At 73.1% G+C, this 19,097-nt stretch carries 15 protein-coding genes, 1 pseudogene and 1 riboswitch; of the genes and pseudogenes, 5 read left to right on the forward strand and 11 right to left on the reverse strand.

From position 1 onward, the window contains the following. Positions 1-4: 4 nt before the first annotated feature. From ACIPPS_RS06725 to ACIPPS_RS06735, 3 genes are all read right to left on the reverse strand, one after another. Complete coding sequence (locus ACIPPS_RS06725) at positions 5-439, reverse strand: roadblock/LC7 domain-containing protein (RefSeq protein ID WP_401427711.1); 435 nt, start codon at positions 437-439, stop codon at positions 5-7. After that, the gene (locus ACIPPS_RS06730; RefSeq protein WP_401427714.1) at positions 436-3,312 is read right to left on the reverse strand and encodes a nitrate- and nitrite sensing domain-containing protein; all 2,877 of its coding nucleotides are present in this window, start codon (positions 3,310-3,312) and stop codon (positions 436-438) included. Before ACIPPS_RS06730 ends, ACIPPS_RS06725 begins: the two co-directional genes overlap by 4 nt. Positions 3,313-3,623: 311 nt before the next feature. Continuing rightward, entirely contained in the window at positions 3,624-4,559 is a 936-nt protein-coding gene (locus ACIPPS_RS06735; protein WP_401427717.1) for an MHYT domain-containing protein, read from the reverse strand. 151 nt (positions 4,560-4,710) lie between these two features. On the opposite strand from ACIPPS_RS06735, the gene ACIPPS_RS06740 reads away from it, so the two are divergent. The 3 genes from ACIPPS_RS06740 (at position 4,711) to ACIPPS_RS06750 (ending at position 6,981) form a co-directional block, all read left to right on the forward strand. Then, a complete protein-coding gene (locus ACIPPS_RS06740; RefSeq protein WP_401427720.1) occupies positions 4,711-5,313 on the forward strand; it encodes a class I SAM-dependent methyltransferase in 603 nt (200 codons plus the stop codon). A gap of 116 nt (positions 5,314-5,429) precedes the next feature. Next, positions 5,430-5,735, forward strand: a complete 306-nt coding sequence (locus ACIPPS_RS06745) for a hypothetical protein (protein WP_401427722.1) — start codon at positions 5,430-5,432, stop codon at positions 5,733-5,735. Positions 5,736-5,835: 100 nt separating this feature from the next. After that, complete coding sequence (locus ACIPPS_RS06750; protein WP_401427724.1) at positions 5,836-6,981, forward strand: hypothetical protein; 1,146 nt, start codon at positions 5,836-5,838, stop codon at positions 6,979-6,981. Positions 6,982-6,991: 10 nt separating this feature from the next. On the opposite strand, the gene ACIPPS_RS06755 is transcribed toward ACIPPS_RS06750, so the two are convergent. The 3 genes from ACIPPS_RS06755 to ACIPPS_RS06765 form a co-directional block, all read right to left on the reverse strand. After that, on the reverse strand, positions 6,992-7,537 hold the full coding sequence (locus ACIPPS_RS06755) for an MOSC domain-containing protein (protein WP_401427726.1): 546 nt from the start codon (positions 7,535-7,537) through the stop codon (positions 6,992-6,994). A 107-nt stretch (positions 7,538-7,644) separates the two neighbouring features. Continuing rightward, positions 7,645-7,827, reverse strand: coding sequence for a hypothetical protein (locus tag ACIPPS_RS06760; RefSeq protein ID WP_401427729.1), 183 nt, complete (start codon positions 7,825-7,827; stop codon positions 7,645-7,647). Between the two features lie 16 nt (positions 7,828-7,843). Next, on the reverse strand, positions 7,844-9,046 hold the full coding sequence (locus ACIPPS_RS06765; protein WP_401427731.1) for a fatty acid desaturase family protein: 1,203 nt from the start codon (positions 9,044-9,046) through the stop codon (positions 7,844-7,846). 339 nt (positions 9,047-9,385) lie between these two features. Here ACIPPS_RS06765 and ACIPPS_RS06770 point away from each other — a divergent pair. Together ACIPPS_RS06770 and ACIPPS_RS06775 are read left to right on the forward strand one after the other, a co-directional pair. After that, positions 9,386-12,532 (forward strand): annotated as a pseudogene (locus ACIPPS_RS06770) (DEAD/DEAH box helicase); the annotation flags it as partial. Positions 12,533-12,675: 143 nt separating this feature from the next. Next, on the forward strand, positions 12,676-14,031 hold the full coding sequence (locus ACIPPS_RS06775) for an SWF or SNF family helicase (RefSeq protein WP_401427734.1): 1,356 nt from the start codon (positions 12,676-12,678) through the stop codon (positions 14,029-14,031). A gap of 26 nt (positions 14,032-14,057) precedes the next feature. On the opposite strand, the gene ACIPPS_RS06780 is transcribed toward ACIPPS_RS06775, so the two are convergent. The 5 genes from ACIPPS_RS06780 to ACIPPS_RS06800 form a co-directional block, all read right to left on the reverse strand. Beyond that, entirely contained in the window at positions 14,058-14,606 is a 549-nt protein-coding gene (locus ACIPPS_RS06780) for a hypothetical protein (RefSeq protein ID WP_401427736.1), read from the reverse strand. Between the two features lie 142 nt (positions 14,607-14,748). Then, positions 14,749-15,603, reverse strand: coding sequence for a bifunctional 5,10-methylenetetrahydrofolate dehydrogenase/5,10-methenyltetrahydrofolate cyclohydrolase (locus ACIPPS_RS06785; RefSeq protein WP_401427738.1), 855 nt, complete (start codon positions 15,601-15,603; stop codon positions 14,749-14,751). Between the two features lie 29 nt (positions 15,604-15,632). After that, a riboswitch (ZMP/ZTP riboswitch) is annotated at positions 15,633-15,738 on the reverse strand. 72 nt (positions 15,739-15,810) lie between these two features. Then, complete coding sequence (locus ACIPPS_RS06790) at positions 15,811-16,191, reverse strand: hotdog domain-containing protein (protein ID WP_401427741.1); 381 nt, start codon at positions 16,189-16,191, stop codon at positions 15,811-15,813. Then, on the reverse strand, positions 16,188-17,852 hold the full coding sequence (locus ACIPPS_RS06795) for a flavin-containing monooxygenase (RefSeq protein ID WP_401427744.1): 1,665 nt from the start codon (positions 17,850-17,852) through the stop codon (positions 16,188-16,190). Before ACIPPS_RS06795 ends, ACIPPS_RS06790 begins: the two co-directional genes overlap by 4 nt. 196 nt (positions 17,853-18,048) lie before the next feature. Next, positions 18,049-19,011, reverse strand: a complete 963-nt coding sequence (locus ACIPPS_RS06800; RefSeq protein WP_401427747.1) for an alpha/beta hydrolase — start codon at positions 19,009-19,011, stop codon at positions 18,049-18,051. Between the last annotated feature and the right edge of the window lie 86 nt (positions 19,012-19,097).

Consider the following 19,097-nt stretch of genomic DNA (forward strand, 5'->3'; position numbering starts at 1 on the left):
CCGGTCAGCCGGCGGCCGGCGGGGTCGCGGTGAGCCGCGGCGGGGTGTGCAGGTGCTCGCCGACCCGCTTCACCAGGCGGGCCATCTCGTAGGCGATCAGTCCGATGTCGGCGGCGGCGGAGCTGAGGACGGCGAGGCAGGATCCGTCTCCGGCGGCGGCGACGAACAGGAATCCGTCGTCCATCTCGACCATCGTCTGGCGGACTCCACCGGTGTGGAAGTGGCGGCCCGCCCCCTTGGCCAGGCTGTGGAAACCGGAGGCGATGGCAGCCAGGTGTTCGGCGTCCTCACGGCTGAGTCCGCTGGAGGAGCCGACAGCGAGGCCGTCGTTGGACAGGACGACGGTGTGCCGGACTTCACGGACCCTCAGGACGAGGTCGTCGAGGAGCCAGTCGAGTTCACCGGAGCGGTGGTGGGACATCCTCTCGTGGTCGATCATGCGTGGTCTCCTTCGCTGCCGGGGTCGCGTCCGTGGTCGGGGCCGAGGTCGCGTCCGTGGTCGGGGTGGTTGCCGTGGTCGCGGCCGGAGCCGGTGCCGAGGGTTCGTCGGGGGCCGGGGGCCGTGCCGCCGCCGCGCGTCCAGCCGTCGCGGTAGGCGGTCATCCGGTCCCTGACCTGTTCGGGGGTGCGTTCCTCCGCGCCCTGGACGGCCGGGGCGGGCGGAAGATCGGCCGGTGCCTCGCGCAGCTGCGGTACGAGGCTCGCCTGCCGGACCCGCCGGGGCAGGTCCCCGGAGTCGTCGGCGGCGACGCCCCCCTGGGCGGGGACGGGCGGAGTCCGCGGCGCCTGCGGGGGCTGAGGGGCCGGCCGGCTCTGCGGAGAGGGGCGGCCTCGCCGGTGGAGGCTGGTCACTCCGGCAGGCGTCTGTTCGGGAGCACCCAGGTCCGCGCGCTGGTCCGCACCCTCGTCCGCCCTGTCGGGCTGCCCCGCGAGAGCCGGTCTGCGGGGTGGGCGGGGCAGGGGGTGCGGCTGGGACACAGGCTGGGGCGCGGTCGGAGACTCGGGACGGGACAGGGGGAGGGGCTGGGGGAGGGACTGGGGCGGTGCGGAGCCCGGGGGGACGGGCTGGTGGGGCTGCCGGGGGTGCGGGGGGCGCGGGAAGGCGGCGTCCGCGACGCCCGGGCGCTCGCGGTGCACCGCGTGCCCGTACGGGCCGTCCCCGAAGGCCGGCTCGGCCGTCCGGGCGTGGGGGACGCCCTTCCCGGGCGGGAGCGCGCCCTGCAGCACGTCCATGGGGAGCAGGACGACCGCCGTCGTACCGCCGTAGGGCGAGGTTCGCAGATGGACCTTGATCTCGTGCCGTGAGGAGAGCCTGCTGACGACGAACAGGCCGAGCCGGTCGCTGTCGAACAGGTCGAGAGCCTCGGACTGCGCGATCCTCGTGTTGGCCTCGGCGAGGCTCTCCTTGCCCATGCCCAGGCCCCGGTCCTCGATCTCCAGCGCGTAGCCGTTGCCGACGGGTTCGCCGCTGATCCGCACCTTGGTGTGGGGCGGGGAGAACTGGGCGGCGTTCTCGATGAGTTCCGCGAGCAGGTGGGTGAGGTCGGCGACCGCGCCACCGACGACGGACGTCTCGGCGAGCTGGCGCACCTCCACACGCGCGTAGTCCTCGATCTCGGAGACGGCGGCCCGTACGACGTTGGTCAGCGGGACGGGCATGCGCCAGGCCCGGCCCGGAGCGGCGCCGGACAGGATGATCAGACTCTCGGCGTGGCGTCGCATCCGGGTGGTGAGGTGGTCGAGCCGGAAGAGGTCGCTGAGTTCGGAGGGGTCGTCCGCGCGGCGCTCCATGCTGTCGAGCAGGTTGAGCTGACGGTGAACCAGGACCTGGCTGCGGCGGGCGAGGTTGACGAAGACACCGGAGATGCCGCTCGCGAGCTCGGCGCGTTCCACGGCGGCGGAGAGGGCCGCCCGGTGGACGGTGGTGAGCGCCTCGCCGACCTGGCCGATCTCGTCCTGCGGGACGGGACCGGGGAGCGCCTCGGTCTGTACGTCGATCTCCTCGCCTGCGCGCAGGCGCCGCATGGCGGCAGGCAGCTTGCGCCGGGCGATGCCGAGGGCGGTGTTGCGGAGGCTGATCAGTTCGATGACCAGGCCGCGGCCGATGCGTACGGAGATCACGAGGGAGGCGGCGACGGCGGCGAGGCCCAGCAGGACGGCGGCTCCGCCGGCGGTGAAGAGGCCTCCGCCGAAGGGCGCCGCGCGGTCGGCTGCGGCCTGCCGGGCGTCGGTCTCGATGGTCGTCAGACCGCCCCGTACGACGGCCATCGCATCGTCCCAGGTGGCGGCGGGCACGGACTGGAGCGCCGTGCGACCTGGCTCGGCGGCGCCGATACGGTCCTCGGCGGCGGTGAGTTGCCGGTAGCCACGCTGGTCGGCGAGGTTCTCCCAGGCGGCGCGTTCGGGGCCGCGCAGGTCCGCGGTGGCGGATTCGGTCAGCGTACGACGGGTCTCGACGGCGCCGGAGAACAGCCGGAGCCGTTCCGCGCTCAGGTCGCCTCCGAGGTAGGCGGAGCCGAGGAGGGCGTCCTCGCGGGCGAGCATCTCGCCGACACGGCCGAATTCGAGGAGCACGCGCGCGTGGGCACCGACTGCGGCGTCCTGGATTCCGGCCAGGGCGCCGCCGACCGCGAAGGCGGCGGTGATCGTGGCCGTGTACCGCGTGTACACCTCGTTCCAGTCGGCCTCGCCCGCCGCGGCGGCGGTGCGCAGCGGCCCCAGCCCCTCGGCCTTGGCGACGAACCGTCCGACCCGGTCGGCGACCTCGCGAGGGAGGTCGCCCGTGGCGCCGACGGTGTGCCGGTCGTCGAGACGGAGCCGGGCTACGGCCGCGTCGGTGCGCCGTGTCTGGTCCTTGAGTTCCGTGGCACGCCCGGTGCCGGGCGAGGCGACCTGACGTACGGCCGCCCGGCGTTCGGCCTGGAGGGCGGCGACGGCGGCGGCCACGGGTTCGCGGATCTCGGCGTCGACCCGCTGGAGCTGGCGCAGCCGGGCGATGTCCTGGGCGGTGGTGACGGTGGCGAATCCCCACAGGGCGAGCAGGGAGATGACGGGGACCATCAGGAGCGAGACGATCTTCGCGCGGACCGTACGGGGGCGCAGTCCGATGCGCCGGGCCGGAGCCGGGGAGCCGGCGGGAGCGAAGGCAGGGCCGACCGGCGGGGCGGACGCGTCGGGCGCGCCGGGCGGGACTTCAGGGGCGCGCTCGGGCGGCTCGTCGGCGGGCGGCCCCGCGTGCGCCCGCCGTCCGCGCGCCGCCTGCTGCGGCGCCGTTCTGGTCCCGGCGTCCTGGGTCTTGCGGGGAGTTCGCATGGCCTCCTCGTTCCGGCTGCGTCTGTCCTGGTGCGATGTGCGTGGCCGCGTTCACCTGATGGCCGGTGAGCGCGGTGTGCGCCGTACGGGCCGCTCGTGCGCGGCGCGAGGGCCGCCTGTGCGCGCCGTGCGAGCAGCTGAGGGCGGGACGCCTGTGTGCGACGGGCGGCCTCTCGTGTGCGCCGTGCTGCCTGCTCGTGTGCGTCGGGCGGCCGCTCGGGAAGGCCGTGCGAGCAGCTCGGGAGGCCGCGAGGGGCGCGGGGCCGTCCCCGGGTGCGGGAGGTTGCGCGACAGGCCGCCCCGGACACGACCTAGGGTCCTGGCGGGCCGCTGTCCACGGGCCCTGCCGGGTAGGCGTACGACGGAGCTGCGCGGGAGGACGAGCCGTACGAGGCTCCCGCGGTCGCCCTCTCCCGTCCGCCGGCGTGCGCCCCGCGCTCCGCGGCGCGGAAGCCGGGCGGCGCCACGTCCACCGCGCGCTCGTCCGGTTCGGTGAGCTGCTCGGCGGAGGCGTACGCGGCGCGTTCCTTGGCCGTCGGCGAGAGCGCCACGAAGGCCGAGGTGATGAAGAGGTAGGAGCCGAGGCCCACGGCGAGCGGGAAGATGAACTGCATGGCGGTGGCTCCGGGGAGCTCCGCCGACGAGGGCACCACCTCCACGTCGACGGCGAACATGCCGGTGTAGTGCATGCTGGTCACGGCCACCCCCATGACCAGGGAGGCGACCACCACGGCGGCCGGCGTGTGGATGTTGAGGCCGGCCCACAGCGCGGCGGTCGCGGCGACGACGGCGATGACGACGGAGAGCGCGACGAGCACCGGGTCGTACGTCACCTCGCCGTGCAGGCGCAGCGCGGCCATGCCCATGTAGTGCATGCTCGCGACGCCGATGCCGGTGGTGAGACCGCCGATCATCAGCGAGCGGCCCCGGACGCGGCCGTAGCCGACCGCGAAGACGCCCACTCCGACGACGGCCACGGCGACGAGCAGACTGAGGATGGTCAGCGGAACGTTGAAGCGGATGTCCGTCCCGGTGACGCCGAAGCCCAGCATCGCCGCGAAGTGCATCGTCCAGATGCCGGTGCCGAGGGCGGACGCGGCGGTGAGGAGCCAATTGCGGCGCGAGCGCCCGGTCGCGTCGAGCGCTCGTACGGTGCAGCGCAGCGCGAGGGCGGCGCCTATGCAGGCCATCGCGTACGACAGCACAGGTGTCAGCCAGCCGAAGGCGGCGTGGTCCAGGTGTCCCATGACTCAGGGACGCTAGTCCGGACAAGGGGGCGCACCAGGGGCGCATTTCGAAACCTGATGGAATATGACGTAGAGATGTTCCAGAACGATCGTGCCGAGCTCGAACGTGCACACAGGACGTTCACCCGTGGGGCTGAGGCATCATGCACGCATGAGCGATGACCCCACCCACGTCCAGGAGTTCTTCGGCCCGCGAGCCGCCGGCTGGGACAGCCGCTTCCCGGACGACGGCCCCGCCTACGCCGCGGCCGTCGCCGAACTCGGTCTGCGCCCCGGAGCCTCCGTGCTCGACGCGGGGTGCGGAACCGGTCGGGCGCTGCCCGCGCTGCGCGCGGCCGTCGGACCGGCGGGAACCGTCGTCGGCGTGGACCTGACCCCCGAGATGCTCGCCGAGGCGGTGCGCGCCGGGCGCGACGGGACGGGCGCGCTGCTCCGCACCGACGTCGCCCGGCTGCCGCTGCGCGGCGGCACGCTCGACGCGGTCTTCGGCGCCGGGCTCGTCTCCCACCTGGCGGATCCGGCCGCGGGCCTGCGGGAACTGGCCCGGGTCGTGCGCCCCGGCGGCCGACTCGCGCTCTTCCACCCGGTGGGCCGTGTCGCGCTCGCCGCCCGCCACGGGCGCCTGATCACCGAGGACGATCTGCGCGCCGAGCACAATCTGCGCCCTCTTCTGTCCGCTGCCGGCTGGCAGATGGTCAGTTATGTGGACGAGGACGACCGTTATCTGGTGATGTCCGTTCGCCAGGGCCACTGAGCACCGCGTCACCGGCCCGGCTCGCGCGCCGGGCGTGCTCCGCGCCCTTCTGTCCCGGCACTTCCCTGTCTACGGTGGAAGTGCCGGGCAGCCCTGTCCGGGAGAGGCGGCAGGCCATGGCCCGTGTGCGAGCGCTACTGAACTCCCTCTTTCCCACCGCGCGACGGGCGCCGGGTGGACCACGCAAGCCCGTCGAGGTGCGACGGCAGCACAACATCTTCGAGGCCGCGGCGACGTACGTCACGGGATGCGTGGAGGACGACCAGGACCGGATCGACGAGGCCGTCACCTGGGTGTCGCCGGAGGCCCTCTCGTTCGGCCTCAACGAACTCGCCTGCCGGGCGGTGATCGCGCTCGCCCGCGAGCGGGACGAGCCGCCGGAGACCGTGGCCCGGTCCCTGCTCGGGCTGCCGCCCGTCTGACGGCGTACGGAACGGACCGCGCCAGTTTCCTTCCGAAGACCCTCGACGCGCGGGTTACCCACTGGTTAAGGTGCGCCGACGACCAGATGGGGAGGCTGCCGTGGCTACCGCCGACGACGACGCGCTGTATGTGCTGACCGCCGTGCTGCTGACGCCCGCGCAGTTTCCGAGCGTCCTGGGCGACGACTACCCGGCGGCGTGCGCGGCACTGGGCCTCGAACCGTACGCCGAGGGGTACGGCCTCGTCCTCGGCCAGGACGGCGCGGGCGCCCGGTGGACGGTGATCATCGACGACGTGTCGCTGGTCGCCGTGGCCATCTCCTCCTGGGACTGCGGGATGGAGTACGACCTCTCCCCCGACGAACGTACGGTCGTGGCGGCGCTTCCCGGCTGGCCGCTCGCCGTCGCCACGGCCGCGGCCGGCCTGCCGGCACCGCACGATCCGGAGCCCGAGGAGGGCGACCTCGCGCCGCTGTCCCCGCCGGACGACGACGGCTGGGGCCCGGCGCAGCGGAGGCTCGGCGCCGACGAGGTGGCGTTGCAGTGGGCGGCCTGGCGGGCGCAGATGGACGGGAACGGGGACGCGAGCGCCGGCGACGGCACGGTCACGGGCACAGGCACGGACACGGTCACGGGCACGGGCACAGGCACGGACACGGTCACGGGCACGGGCATGGAGGCTGACGGGGAGGCCGGGTCGGACGCGCCCTCCGCAGGGCCGGCCGCAGGAGCGGAAGCGACCGCCGGAGCCGGGTCCGGTGGCGCCGGGTCCGATGGCGCCGCGTCCGGTGCCGCTGGGCCCGGTGGCGGTGGGCCCGGTGCCGCTGGGGCCGGTGCCACTGCGTCCGGTGCCGCTGGGGCCGGTGCCACTGCATCCGGTGCCGCTGGGGCCGGTGCCACTGCGTCCGGTGTCGCTGGGGCCGGTGCCACTGCGTCCGGTGCCGTCGGTGCAGAGAGGTCCGTTCCGGCGCGCGACCCCTACGACGGGGTCCGTCGCGCGCTCGCCGAGCTGCGCGGCTATCTGGAGGACGCGCCTCCGGTGGGCCGCGTGCGGTCGAGTTTCGCGGCCGGCGAGGCGCGGATGCTCCGCGCCGACGGACCCGGCTGGTCGCTGGTGGCCCGGACCGACGACATGGCCTTCGTCCTCCTGGACGACGAGCCGCGTGAGGTCCTTCCCATCGCCCGGGGCCCCAAGCTGCCCGCTCTGCTGGAGGCCCTGGACGCGATGGCGGTACGGCCCACCTGATCCGGCTCGCTCAGACCTTCTCGAGGGGGCGGTGCGGCTCGGCGGGCAGCTCGACCCTGATCGCGTCGCCGGGGCGCACCTCGCCACCGTTGAGTACGACGCCCATGATCCCGGCCTTGCGGACGAGCTGTCCGGCCTCGTCGCGGCCGAGCAGCTGCTTCAGCAGTCCGTGCCGGTAGGCGTCGATCTGGACGCACGGGTTGCGCAGTCCGGTGACCTCGACGACGGCGTCGGCGCCGAGGTGCAGCCGGGTGCCGGTCGGCAGGCCGAGGAGGTCGAGACCCCGGGTGGTCACGTTCTCGCCGAGGGCGCCGGGGGCGACCTCGAACCCGGCCGCGGCGACCTCGTCGAAGAGCTCCGCGTGGATCAGGTGCACCTGGCGCAGGTTCGGCGCGGTGGGGTCCTTGGCCACGCGGGACCGGTGCTTGACCGTCACGCCCGCGTGGACGTCACCCTCGACGCCGAGTCCGGCGAGGAGGGTGATGGTGTCGCGGTTCGGCTTGGTGAACGAGTAGACACCGTTGCTGCTGACCGTCGTGACGGTGGCGCTGCTCATGAGCGGGAGCTCCCCTTCTCCGATGTGATGATCACGCAATACGTGATCACCTTTGAGCGTACGCCAGGCGTTCCGCGAGGTCAGCCGGGTGCCTCGACCTGGTGCGGTCAGCGGTGGAGCTCCTTGCGGGAGACCCGACGCAGCCGGCGACGCTGGCTGGGGTCCAGGGCGAGGTAGGCGACGGCCGGTACGCCGAGCACCACGAGCAGGGACAGCCAGAACCCGATGAAGGGGATCAGGATCAGGCCGACGGCCACTCCCCCGATCACTATCTTGGTCCGTGTCGACATGGGCGACGCCTCCTTGTCACGCTGCCGAGCGCAGCGGCTCGCCGACCTCGTGCAGATGTCCGAGCGCCTGTCGGTAGGACTCGACGAAACCGGTCTCTGTGTAGGGGATACCCACCGTACGGCAGTGCGCACGCACGGCGGGCTGGGCGAGTCGCAGATGCGGGCGCGGCATGCTCGGGAAGAGGTGGTGCTCGATCTGGTAGTTCAGTCCGCCGAGGAACCAGTCGGTCAGGAGGCCGCCCTTGATGTTGCGCGAGGTGAGCACCTGGCGGCGCAGGTGGCCCCAGCTGTCGCCGTCGGGGCGGGCGTCGGGCATCTCCATGCCCTTGTGGTTGGGCGCGAAGGCCATGCCCAGGTGGAGGCCGAGGAGCATCTGGTGGACGAGGGCGAAGAGGAGCGCCTGGCCGGGCGTGAGGGTGGTCAGCAGAAGGGCCGCGTAGCCGACGACGTGGGCGAGGAGGAGAGCGCCTTCGACGAGCCGTTCGCGCCGGGTGCGGAAGGGCCCGTCCGTGGAGAACAGGGCCTGGAAGCCGTACACCTTCAGCGCGATGCCTTCCAGGGTGGTCAGCGGAAAGAAGAGCCAGGCCTGATGTCGGGTGAGCCAGCCGCGGAATCCCGCGCGGCCGGCTGTCTGGTGCGGGGCGAAGACGAGGATGTCGGCGGCGACGTCCGGGTCCTTGTCGAGGTGGTTGGGGTTGGCGTGGTGGCGGTTGTGCTTGTCGTTCCACCACTCCTGGCTCATGCCGAGCAGCAGGTTGGCGTGGACGAGCTGGATGGTCCGGTTCCGGCGCCGGTCCGCGCTGATCTGCGCGTGGCCCGCGTCATGGCCCACGAAGGCCACGCGCGCGGAGAGCAGGGCGAGCGGCACGGCGAGGAGGAGGGCCCACCAGGAAGGGCCGAGCAGGACCAGGCCGGTGGCCACGCCGGCGAGTCCGAGAAGGTTGACCACCATGCCGCGCGCGTACCAGCCGGTCCTGCGCTCCAGGAGTCCCTGGTCCTTGATGGTGCGCAGCAGCGGCGCGAACTCACTGCCGCCCCCGCGCCGGGACGCGGCGCCCGGAGGTGCGGCGTCCGGAGGTGCGACGTCCGGAGGTACGGCGTCCGGAGGTGCGGCGTCCGGAGGTGCGGCGTCCGGGCGGGCGGCGTTCGCAGGGCCGGCGCCCGGAGGGGTGGGGGTGCTCCCGTCCGGCGCCGTGAGCGTTGCGGTGGCCTGGGGCATGGCGGTCTCCGGGGTCCGTGGGCGGGGTCCCGGCGCGGGTCGCCCGGACTCCCTCGAACCTACGGATCGGTGCTCCTCCGCAACCATGGCGTCATCCCCCGAGATCCCGGGGGGCTTCCCAGGGGCCGGGGGTAGGGGTGGCATCACCCTGAGGTCGGAGCCAGGGCTGCCCCTAGGGGCAGCAGCCTGGCGGGCAGAGCCCCGGCGCGCGAGCGAATGTCGGGTCGTCCCCCGGCCGGGTCCGGAAGGTGAGCCAGGTCACGCCGGTTCCGCTCACGGGGTGGGGGGCGGATCCTGTACCCTCGGCCGCTCCGCCGGTAGTCAAGTTTGAGGAATGTGTTGTCGCCGTCCCAGAGACTCGATGAACTCGCCCACTGTTCCGCCGTCTTCCTGCCGTCCGATCCGCCCCGCGCCGGCCGCATCGCCTTCTGGACCGCCGAGGGGACGCCACCCCTCGACGTCCTTCCGGCGACGACCGACCGGCCGGCCGTGGCGCCCTCGGTGACCGACACCCGGCTCACCGTGGTGGGCGACGACGTGCTTCCCCGCACGGTCCCGGCCGTATTCCTCTCCGTACGGGACGCCTTGCCGCTCCTCACCCGTGCCCGGTTCTCCGAAGAGGCCTCGCCCGCCGCCGCGTTCTGGGGCGCCGCCTCCCTCTTCGCCCTGCACCTGGCGGCGAGGGGTCTCCTGCTGCCAGGCCTCACGGCCACCGATCGTGACGCCTGGCGGGCGGGCCCGCTGGGCCCCGAGGAGCTGGCCGATCTCCGGGTCCTCGCCGCGTCAATGCCGCCGGCCGCCCATGCCGTACCGCTGGCAGGTGCCGTTCCGTCGGCGGGTGCCGAGTCACTGCCCGACGGCGGGGTGGCGCCCGCGGAAGACGGGCCGTTGCTCCTGCCCGAGCCGGAGCGCCTGCTGCGCGCCTTCGTGGACGCGGTCGTGGACGGACTGCCGCGCACTCCGGCCGCTCCCCTGGCCGCGGGCGGGCCCGCCTTCGCGGCCGACGAACCTCAGGAACTGCCCGCGCAGCGGGCCTGGGCGGCGGACGTGGCGGCCGGCCACGACGCGGGGGTACGGCTCTCCCTGCGCCTGGAACTGCCGGGGCTCAGCGAGCGCGAGGCCCCGGCCTTCCGCGCCGTGCTCCAGATGCACAGCGTCGCCGACCCGACCGTGGTCGCGGACGCGGCGGAGGTCTGGGCGGGCGCCGGTGCGGCCGGTGCGGCCGGAGCAGCCGGACCGACGGGCCCGCGGGGCCTGGCGGGTACGGGGAACGGTGCTGGATCGGGAGGCTCGGCGGTGTCTCGCGGCCTCGGGGCCGCCGCCGGGACCGGGGGTTCCGCAGGCCCCGGGGGCGCGGCCGGGTCGGCGTTCGGGCCTCGGGCCCGGATGGACGCCCTGCTCGCCCTTCGCCGCGCCGCCCGCGCCTGGGCACCGCTGACGCCGCTGCTGTCGGCGGCCGTTCCCGACTCCGTCGAGCTGGCGGACGAAGAGGTCGCGGAGCTGTTCGGTCCCGCGGCCCGGGCGCTCGCCGCGACCGGCGTCCAGATCCACTGGCCGCGCGAGCTGGCCCACCGGCTCACCGCCCGCGCCGTGATCGGCCCGGCGGACGGCGCCTCCGCCGAGCCCGCCCAGTCCCTCGAGTCCGCCCAGTCCGCCGCGTCGGACGAAGGCCGCGACTCCGGCACCCATCCCGACCCGGACCACCCTGACGCCCCGTCCGGGCGCTCCTCCGGGCTCCCCTCCCTCCTCTCCGCGGACGCCCTCCTCGCCTTCAACTGGCGCTTCGCCATCGGCGACCAGGAGCTCACCCGGGCCGAGCTGGACCAGCTCGCCGAGGCCGGGCGGCCGGTCGTCAGGCTGCGTGACCGGTGGGTGCTCGTCGATCCCGACGAGGTCCGCCGGGCCCACGCGTCGCAGGACCGCGAGGTCACCCCGGTCGACGCGCTCGGAGCCGTACTCACCGGGAGCCACGAGGTGGACGGCCGGCGGGTCGAGGTCCAGGCGACCGGCTGGCTGGAGCAGGTGCGCGCCCGCCTCGCCGATCCGGAGGGCGGCCCGCAGGAGGTCCTCCAGCCCGCAGCGCTCGCCGCGAAGCTCCGCGACTACCAGCTGCGCGGCCTCAACTGGCTGCACCGGATGACCTCGCTCGGACTCGGCGGCTGTCTCGCCGACGACATGGGCCTGGGCAAGACCATCACCCTCATCGCCCTCCATCTGCACCGACAGACCGAACCGTCGACCGTCGGTCCCACGCTCGTCGTCTGCCCGACCTCGCTCATGGGCAACTGGCAACGGGAGATCGAGAAGTTCGCGCCGGGCACGCCCGTGCGTCGCTTCCACGGCCCGTCGCGCCGCCTGGAGGAGCTCGCCGACGGCGAGTTCGTCCTGACGACGTACGGCACGATGCGCCTCGACACCGACCAGTTGGCCGCCCGTACGTGGGGCATGGTCGTCGCGGACGAGGCCCAGCATGTCAAGAACCCGTACTCCGCCACCGCCAAGCAGCTCCGCACCCTCCGGGCCAAGGCTCGCGTGGCCCTCTCGGGCACCCCGGTCGAGAACAACCTCTCCGAACTGTGGGCCATCCTCGACTGGACGACCCCGGGTCTCCTCGGCAGGCTCGGGACCTTCCGGTCGCGCTACGCCTCCGCCGTCGAGGGTGGCGAGGATCCGGCGGCTGCCGAGCGACTGGCCGCGCTGGTCCGGCCGTTCCTGCTGCGCCGCCACAAGTCCGATCCGGGCATCGCGCCCGAACTGCCGCCGAAGACCGAGACCGACCGCGCCGTCTCCCTGACCAGGGAGCAGGCAGGGCTCTACGAAGCGGTGGTACGCGAGACCCTCGCGGCGATCGCCGAGGCGGACGGCATGGAGCGGCGCGGTCTGGTGGTGAAACTGCTGACGGGGCTCAAGCAGATCTGCAACCACCCGGCCCAGTACCTCAAGGAGGAGCGTCCCCGGATCGAGGGCCGCTCCGGCAAGGTGGAGCTGCTCGACGAACTGCTCGACACGATCCTCGCCGAGGACGCGAGCGTGCTGGTCTTCACCCAGTACGTGCAGATGGCGCGGCTGCTGGAGAGCCATCTGGCGGCGCGGGGCGTACGCACGCAGTTCCTGCACGGCGGCACGCCGGTCGCCCAGCGCGAGGCGATGGTCGCCCGTTTCCAGGACGGCGAGGTGCCGGTCTTCCTGCTGTCGCTGAAGGCGGCGGGTACGGGACTCAACCTCACCCGGGCCGAGCACGTCGTGCACTACGACCGCTGGTGGAACCCGGCCGTCGAGGCCCAGGCCACCGACCGGGCGTACCGGATCGGCCAGACCCAGCCCGTGCAGGTCCACCGGTTGATCGCCGAGGGCACCATCGAGGACCGGATCGCGGACATGCTGCTGCGCAAGCGGGCGCTCGCCGACGCGGTACTCGGCTCGGGCGAGGCGGCGCTGACGGAACTGACCGATGCCGAACTGGCGGACCTGGTCCGGCTGCGCGGGGACGGCAGCAGCCCCCACGACGGCGGAAAAGGCAGCGGCGGAGGCGGCGGCGGAAACGGCAGCGGCGGAGGCGGCGGCGGAAACGGCAGCCACGGCGACGGCGACGGCAACGGCAACGGGTACGGCGACCGGGAGGACCGACGATGAGCGACCACGGTGACGACGGCATCGGCAACGGTCACGGCCGCGAGGAGGAGCGGACGTTCGCCGCGCTGCCACCCGCCGGGGGCTCCGCCTTCGCCCGGACCTGGTGGGGCCGCGCGTGGCTCAAGGCGCTGGAGGACACGGCGCTCGACGGCCGGCAGCTGAAGCAGGGGCGGCGACAGGCGCGCGCGGGCGCGGTGGGCGCGGTGTCGGTGCGGCCTGGCCGGATCACGGCGGTCGTCAAGGACCGTGACGGCTCCTCGTACCGCAGCGACGTGCTCCTCCAGGAGCTGTCGGAGGACGACTGGGACCGGCTGCTCGACCTGGCGGTGGAGAGCGCCGGGCACATCGCGGCGCTGCTCGACCACGAGATGCCGCCGCATCTGGTGGAGGACGCCGCGGCGGCCGGGCTCGAACTCCTGCCGGGCATCGGCGATCTGGAACCCGAGTGCGGTTGTGAGGCGTGGGATCACTGCCCGCACACGACGGCGCTCTGCTACCAGGTCGCGCGGCTGCTCGACGAGGACCCGTTCGTGCTGCTGCTGATGCGCGGGCGTGGCGAGCGGGCGCTGCTCGACGCGCTGCAGGAGCGCAGCGCGGCACGGGCGGCGACGGCCATCACACCGGGCGGTCGGGAGCCCTCCGGGCAGACGGTCGCGGAGGGCGTACGGGCCGAGGAGGCGTTCGCCGCGAGGGACATCCTGCCGCCGCTGCCGGCTCCCCCGGCGCTTCCCTCCACGCCCGGCGAGCCGCCCTCCCTGGACACCGAGACCGAGCCGGCGCCGGGCGTCGACCCGGCGGCGCTGGAGTTCCTCGCGGCGGACGCCGCCGGCCGTGCGCACCGAATCCTCTCCGAGGCGCTGACATCCGGCCATGAACGCCCCTGGCCGGAAGGGACTTCGTCACCGTTGACACCCGCTCAGGACGCGGTGCGGATGGCGGCCACGGGGAGCGCCCCGCCGTGGGTCGCCGCGCGGCTCGCGGAGGGCTCGGGGCGGCGCCGGGCGGATTGGGACCTGGCCACGCGCGCGTGGCGGCTCGGGGGCGCTGCCGCCCTCCGCGTACTGGAGGAGGAATGGTCACCCGGTCCCCAGGCTCTGGCCCGTGCGAAGGCGGTGCTCACGGAGGCCTGGGAGGAGGCCGAGCGGCCCGTGCTGCGGCAGGCCGGGGCGGCTCGTTGGACGGTGGTCGGCGCGGAGGCGCAGCTGCGGCTCGGTGAGGACGGGCGCTGGTGGCCCTTCCGTAAGGAGCGCGGTTGCTGGGCTCCGGCCGGCCCCGCCGACCAGGGCCCCGCCGCCGCGCTGGCGGGCCTGTCGGGTCCGGCGCTCCTGTCGGCGCGGGTGCAGGAGGGCTGACAGGCGGGCCGGCGCCGGAGGTGCGGTCAGCGCAGGGGCGTGGTCAGCCGGCGCGGGGCAGCGCCGGGGGTCGCGTGCGCGGTGAGGCTGCAGGCGACGGCGTCGGAGCCGAGGAGGTAGCCGGAGCGGTACGGGTACTGGACGAAGGTGGTCCAGCGCGTGCCGCGCGGCTGCGCGGAGGCCTTGCGGCGGAGCGGCTCGCGGCACAGGGCCGCCGCCGCGTCCCGTATCCGCAGGTCCGTACGGTGCTCGCCGGTCAGGTGGACCACGGCGACGAGCTGGGCGTCGTGCGGGCGGTCGCAGGCGCGCCGTACGACGGTGCCGGGTGCGGCGCGGTCGATGTCGAAGCACTCCCCCGGCGTGAGGCGGTGGTACGGAACACCGGCGACGGCGCCACCCGCTCCCCCGTGGGCCGTGAGCTGCTCGCCGACCGCGGGTGCGACGTCGACGGTCGCGTCCCACCGGCGGTCGGCCTCCTGACGGCTCACGAACGCGCCGGCCGCGACCAGGGCGAGGAGCGGCACGAGGACGTACCGGGCGAACGGCGGCGAACTCTTGCCGGAGAGCGGGTACATGGCGACCAGGGTCGCCCGGGATCACCCAAGGACACCGATTCGCGGCCGAGTTGAAGCACGGCCCGTACAGAACTGTGACAGTTGCCCAGCCTGTACGGGTCGTTCGGACCCTCCGTGGCGCCAGGGGCGACCGGCTCCGGGGCTACAGGCCGAGCTGCCGCTCCGCCCCTTCGACGGTCTGCGCGAGGAGCACGGCGATCGTCATCGGGCCGACACCTCCCGGTACGGGGGTGATGAGGGAGGCACGCTCGGCGGCGGTCTCGAAGTCGACGTCGCCGACGTTGCCCGGGTTGTAACCGGCGTCGATCACGACGGCACCCGGCTTGATGTCCTCGCCCTTGATGAACTGGGGCTTGCCCACCGCCGCGACGAGGATGTCGGCCTCGCGGACGACGGACGACAGCTCGGCCGTACGCGAGTGGCAGTACGTGACGGTGGCGTCGCGGCCGAGCAGCAGCAGCCCGGCGGGCTTGCCGAGGATCGCGGAGCGGCCAACGACGACGGCGCGCTTGCCGCGCGGATCGACGTCGTACGCGTCGAGCAGCCGCATGATGCCGCCGGGGGTGCAGGAGACGAAGCCGGGCAGTCCGAAGCCCATGGCGGCGAACGAGGCCATGGTGACGCCGTCGACGTCCTTCTCCGGAGCGATCGCCTCGAACGCGGCCCGCTCGTCGATGTGCGGGCCGACGGGGTGCTGGAGCAGGATGCCGTGAACGTCGGGGTCCTGGGAGAGCGCGGTGATCGCGGCGACGAGTTCCTCGGTCGTCGTCTCGGCGGGCAGCTCGACGTGTCGGGAGCTGATTCCGGCCTTCGCGCAGCGGTTCTGCTTCATCTTCACGTACGTCACGGAGGCGGGGTCCGCGCCGACGAGGACGGTGGCGAGGCAGGGCGTGACGCCGGTGCGCCGGGTGATCTCGGCGGCGCGGGCGGCGGTCTCCTCGACCGTACGGCGGGCGAGGGCGGTGCCGTCCATGAGAGATGCGGTGCTGGTGGACATGGGCCACTCCTGGGCGTCGTCGATGACAGGGTGATCGCCCAGGCGCACGGCAGCTCGGAGACCGCGCGGGTGCGCCGGCTCCGTGGGCCGCTCCCCGGTGGTGATCCACCTCAAGCGCCAGTCACGGCCCGAGCCCTACTCTACGTGAGCCCTCCTTGTCGTGGTGCGCCTCGGACCGCCCGCGCCGACCGACACCGCCCCCGACGGTCACGGGTGCGTCGCTGCGGCGTCGACCGGCAGGACAGCTGTCCCTCGCGCCCGAGTGGCCACCACGGGCTCCGCCAGCACCTCGGCCCGACCGCTGTCGTCGACGGACCTGCAGATGATCCGCAGCTCGAAGTCGACGGTCCGGCTGCGACGTCCCTTCGACGCCAGGCGCGCCTCCACTTCGACGACGTCGCCGCCACGGACCGGGGCCAGGAACTCGACCGACGCATACCCGGCGAAGAGGCTCTCGTGGCCGTCGAGGGTGATCGCCAAGTGGGTCCCGGCGTCTCCGAAGAGCTTCAGCCCGAAGGCCCCATCGACCAGGTTCCCCGCGTAGTGCGCCTCGGAGTGGGCGACGTAGCGCTGGTGCACGACCTTCACGCGATCTCCTCGTGGATACGGCCCAGGCGGCGGGCGACGGTCTCGCCGTCCAGCTCGATGCCCGGGTAGCCGCGCTTGGCGAGTTCGGTACACATCCGGCGGTACTTGCCGACTCCACCCACGTAACCGAGGAAGGTCGTCGGCTTGCCGGCCACGTTCGACCCCCGGTACCAGGAGTCGGCGGTCGCGTAGAGAGTCTGGTCGACCGTGTCCTCGGTGATCTTCACCCAGTCGTCCTGAGCCTCGGCCGTCGGCTCGATGACCTCGGCGCCCCCGGCCTTCGCGTGCCCGATCAGATCGGTGATCCAGTCGACGGCCTGCTCGATCGTGACCACCACATTGCTCGCGAGCGCGGGACTCTGCGGTCCGGCGATCATGAAGAAGTTCGGGAACCGAGCGGTCATGATGCCCAGGTACGTCCGTACTCCGTCGCTCCACGCGTCCTGCAGCCTGCCCGCCTCCGGGGCGGAGACGTTCAGCGCGAACAGCGGACCGGTGAAGGCGTCGAACCCGATCGCCAGCACGACGGCGTCAATCTCGTAGGAGCCGGCCCTCGTGACGATGCTGTCGCTCGTCATGGTGTCGATCGGTTCGTCACGCAGGGAGACCACCGAGACGTTGGGACGGTTGAAGGTCTCGTAGTAGTCGGTGCCGAAACAGCTGCGCTTGGCGCCGAGCGGGTGAAAGCGGGGCTCGAGGACTGCGGCGGTCTTGGGGTCCTGGACCATCTGGCGGATCTTCCCGCGCACGAACTCCGCCGCGGTCTCGTTGGCCCTCGCATCGGTCAGCAGATCGGAGAACTCGCCGCCGACACCGTTGAATCCGCTGCGCACATAGGCCCGCTCGTAGCGCTCGCGCCGCTCCTCGTCGGAGACGTCGAACGCGGCGGCGTCCGGGATGCGGTCCGGGATGCCGCCGAGCGAGTGCCGGCACTCCTCGCGGATCGCCGCGTAGCTCCTCTTGATCTCATCGACGTACTCCGCCGACAGCGGGGCGTTGCGGGCCGGAAAGACATAGTTGGGCGTGCGCTGGAACACGGTGAGATGCTCGGCGACCTCGGCGATGAGCGGAATGCACTGGACCGCGGACGACCCGGTGCCGATCACGGCGACTCGCTTGCCCGCGAGATCGCTCAGCGGAATGTTCCACCGGCTCGTCGAGACCGTGGTCCCGGTGAAATTCTCCAGGCCCGGCACGTCGAAGTCCTTGGGTGTCGACAGGCCGCCCGAGGCGGCGAGCAGGTGGCGGCCCCGCCGGGTCTCACCGGAGTCGAGGGCCACCTCCCAGAGCCGCTCCTCCGGGAGCCAGGTCGCGGACGTCACACGGGTGCCGAAGGTGAAGTGCCGGCGCAGGTCGAAGCGGTCCGCGACGTGACGGATATAGCTGAGGATCTCGGCCTGCGGTGCGAAGCGCTCGCTCCACGTCCACTCCTGCAGAAGCTCCTGGCTGAACGAGTAGGAGTAGTAGATGCTCTCGACGTCGCACCGAGCACCGGGATACGTGTTCCAGAACCACGTGCCGCCGACGTCGGGCGCCACGTCGAATCCTGCGAACGTCCAGTCCTTCTCGACGGCCTTGTACGCCGCGTAGAGGCCTGAGAATCCCGCACCGACACAGAGGAGGTCGACGACGGGTGCGGTGGATGGGGTGGTCTCAGTCATGCGTGTGCCTTCGGGTAGTCGACATGCGGGTGGCATCTGGCCGTCAGGGCTTCGCCTGGGCGGGGCCGTCGCCCCTCGGCGCACCGGGATACGCATCTCAGTCATTTGACTTAGTCGTTTGATCAACGGAATCTAGCCACGAGCCCGAGCGCCGTCAATAGTCGAATGCGATTCGATTCGCGTCGGCCTTGGTGACTCAGGCGTCGACGAGGTCCCGCAGGTGCCGCGCGACCTGCGCGATCGCCTCGTCCGTCCTGGCGAACACGCCCACTTCGGTGAAGAAGCCGTGGAACACACCGGCGCAGCGGGTCACGGTGACCTCCACTCCGTCACTGCGCAGCCTTTCGGCGTACGCCTCGGCGTCGTCGCGAAGCGGGTCGACCTCGGCGGTGAGAACCAGCGCCGGCGGAAGATCCCGCAAGGATGCGGCGCGCATCGGGGCCGCGTAGTGATCGACCGTTCCCGCATGGTCACGCCCTAGGTACTGCTCCCAACACCAGCGCGCATCCGCGCTGGTCAACCCCGGCGCGTGGGCGTAGTCCGTCCACGACGGGGTGGCGAACGCGTCGTCCACGGCGGGGTAGACCAGCACTTGGGACACCGGCGGAGCGAGCCCCAGGTCCCGGAGCTCGAGGCACAGGGCCGCAGCCAGGTTGCCCCCGGCGGAGTCTCCCCCGACGGCGATCATGTGCGGATCGATACCGAGCCCCGGAGCCGAGCGGCGAAGCCAGGCGAACGCGTCGAAACAGTCGTCGAGGGCCGCCGGGTAGGGGTTCTCCGGCGCGAGTCGGTACTCCAGGGAGAACACCGCCCACCCGGAGCGGGCGGCGATCACCCGGCAGACCTCGTCCACTCCGTCGAGGGTGCCGAGGACGAAGCCGCCACCGTGCAGATAGACCAGCGCCGGGCGCGGTCCGGCGGAGGGCGGCGGGCCGTCCGGGTGGTAGAGGCGTGCGCGGAGCTCGCCGGAGCGGGCGGGAAGGGTCAGGCGTTCGACCCGGTCGAGGGGGGTGATCGGCCGCTCCGACGGCGGGGTCGTCAGGAGCTGTCGTGCGGCCGCCGCACCCAGCTCGCGGAGCGGCTTCGTCAGGGTTTCGGCGATGAATCCTGCCGCGTTCCGCGCATCGGCGTCCAGCTGATCCCAGTACGAGGGCTTCACTTCATTCACTGTGGGGCCTCCCCGAAGTCATTGACAGGTCGCGACCTGTACCCCACCATCCTAGTCACCTGATCTAGTCACTTGAC

The sequence above is a fragment of the Streptomyces sp. NPDC090127 genome, from assembly GCF_044746945.1.
Classification (GTDB): domain Bacteria; phylum Actinomycetota; class Actinomycetes; order Streptomycetales; family Streptomycetaceae; genus Streptomyces.

Bases quoted from the DNA above. Each gene is read 5' to 3' on its own strand.
- ACIPPS_RS06795 (WP_401427744.1), bottom strand. From the start codon at position 17,852: ATGACTGAGACCACCCCATCCACCGCACCCGTCGTCGACCTCCTCTGT.
- ACIPPS_RS06725 (WP_401427711.1), bottom strand. From the start codon at position 439: ATGATCGACCACGAGAGGATGTCCCACCACCGCTCCGGTGAACTCGAC.
- ACIPPS_RS06760 (WP_401427729.1), bottom strand. From the start codon at position 7,827: ATGTCGACACGGACCAAGATAGTGATCGGGGGAGTGGCCGTCGGCCTG.
- ACIPPS_RS06740 (WP_401427720.1), top strand. From the start codon at position 4,711: ATGAGCGATGACCCCACCCACGTCCAGGAGTTCTTCGGCCCGCGAGCC.
- ACIPPS_RS06730 (WP_401427714.1), bottom strand. From the start codon at position 3,312: ATGCGAACTCCCCGCAAGACCCAGGACGCCGGGACCAGAACGGCGCCG.
- ACIPPS_RS06785 (WP_401427738.1), bottom strand. From the start codon at position 15,603: ATGTCCACCAGCACCGCATCTCTCATGGACGGCACCGCCCTCGCCCGC.
- ACIPPS_RS06755 (WP_401427726.1), bottom strand. From the start codon at position 7,537: ATGAGCAGCGCCACCGTCACGACGGTCAGCAGCAACGGTGTCTACTCG.
- ACIPPS_RS06780 (WP_401427736.1), bottom strand. From the start codon at position 14,606: ATGTACCCGCTCTCCGGCAAGAGTTCGCCGCCGTTCGCCCGGTACGTC.
- ACIPPS_RS06745 (WP_401427722.1), top strand. From the start codon at position 5,430: ATGGCCCGTGTGCGAGCGCTACTGAACTCCCTCTTTCCCACCGCGCGA.
- ACIPPS_RS06765 (WP_401427731.1), bottom strand. From the start codon at position 9,046: ATGCCCCAGGCCACCGCAACGCTCACGGCGCCGGACGGGAGCACCCCC.
- ACIPPS_RS06735 (WP_401427717.1), bottom strand. From the start codon at position 4,559: ATGGGACACCTGGACCACGCCGCCTTCGGCTGGCTGACACCTGTGCTG.
- ACIPPS_RS06775 (WP_401427734.1), top strand. From the start codon at position 12,676: ATGAGCGACCACGGTGACGACGGCATCGGCAACGGTCACGGCCGCGAG.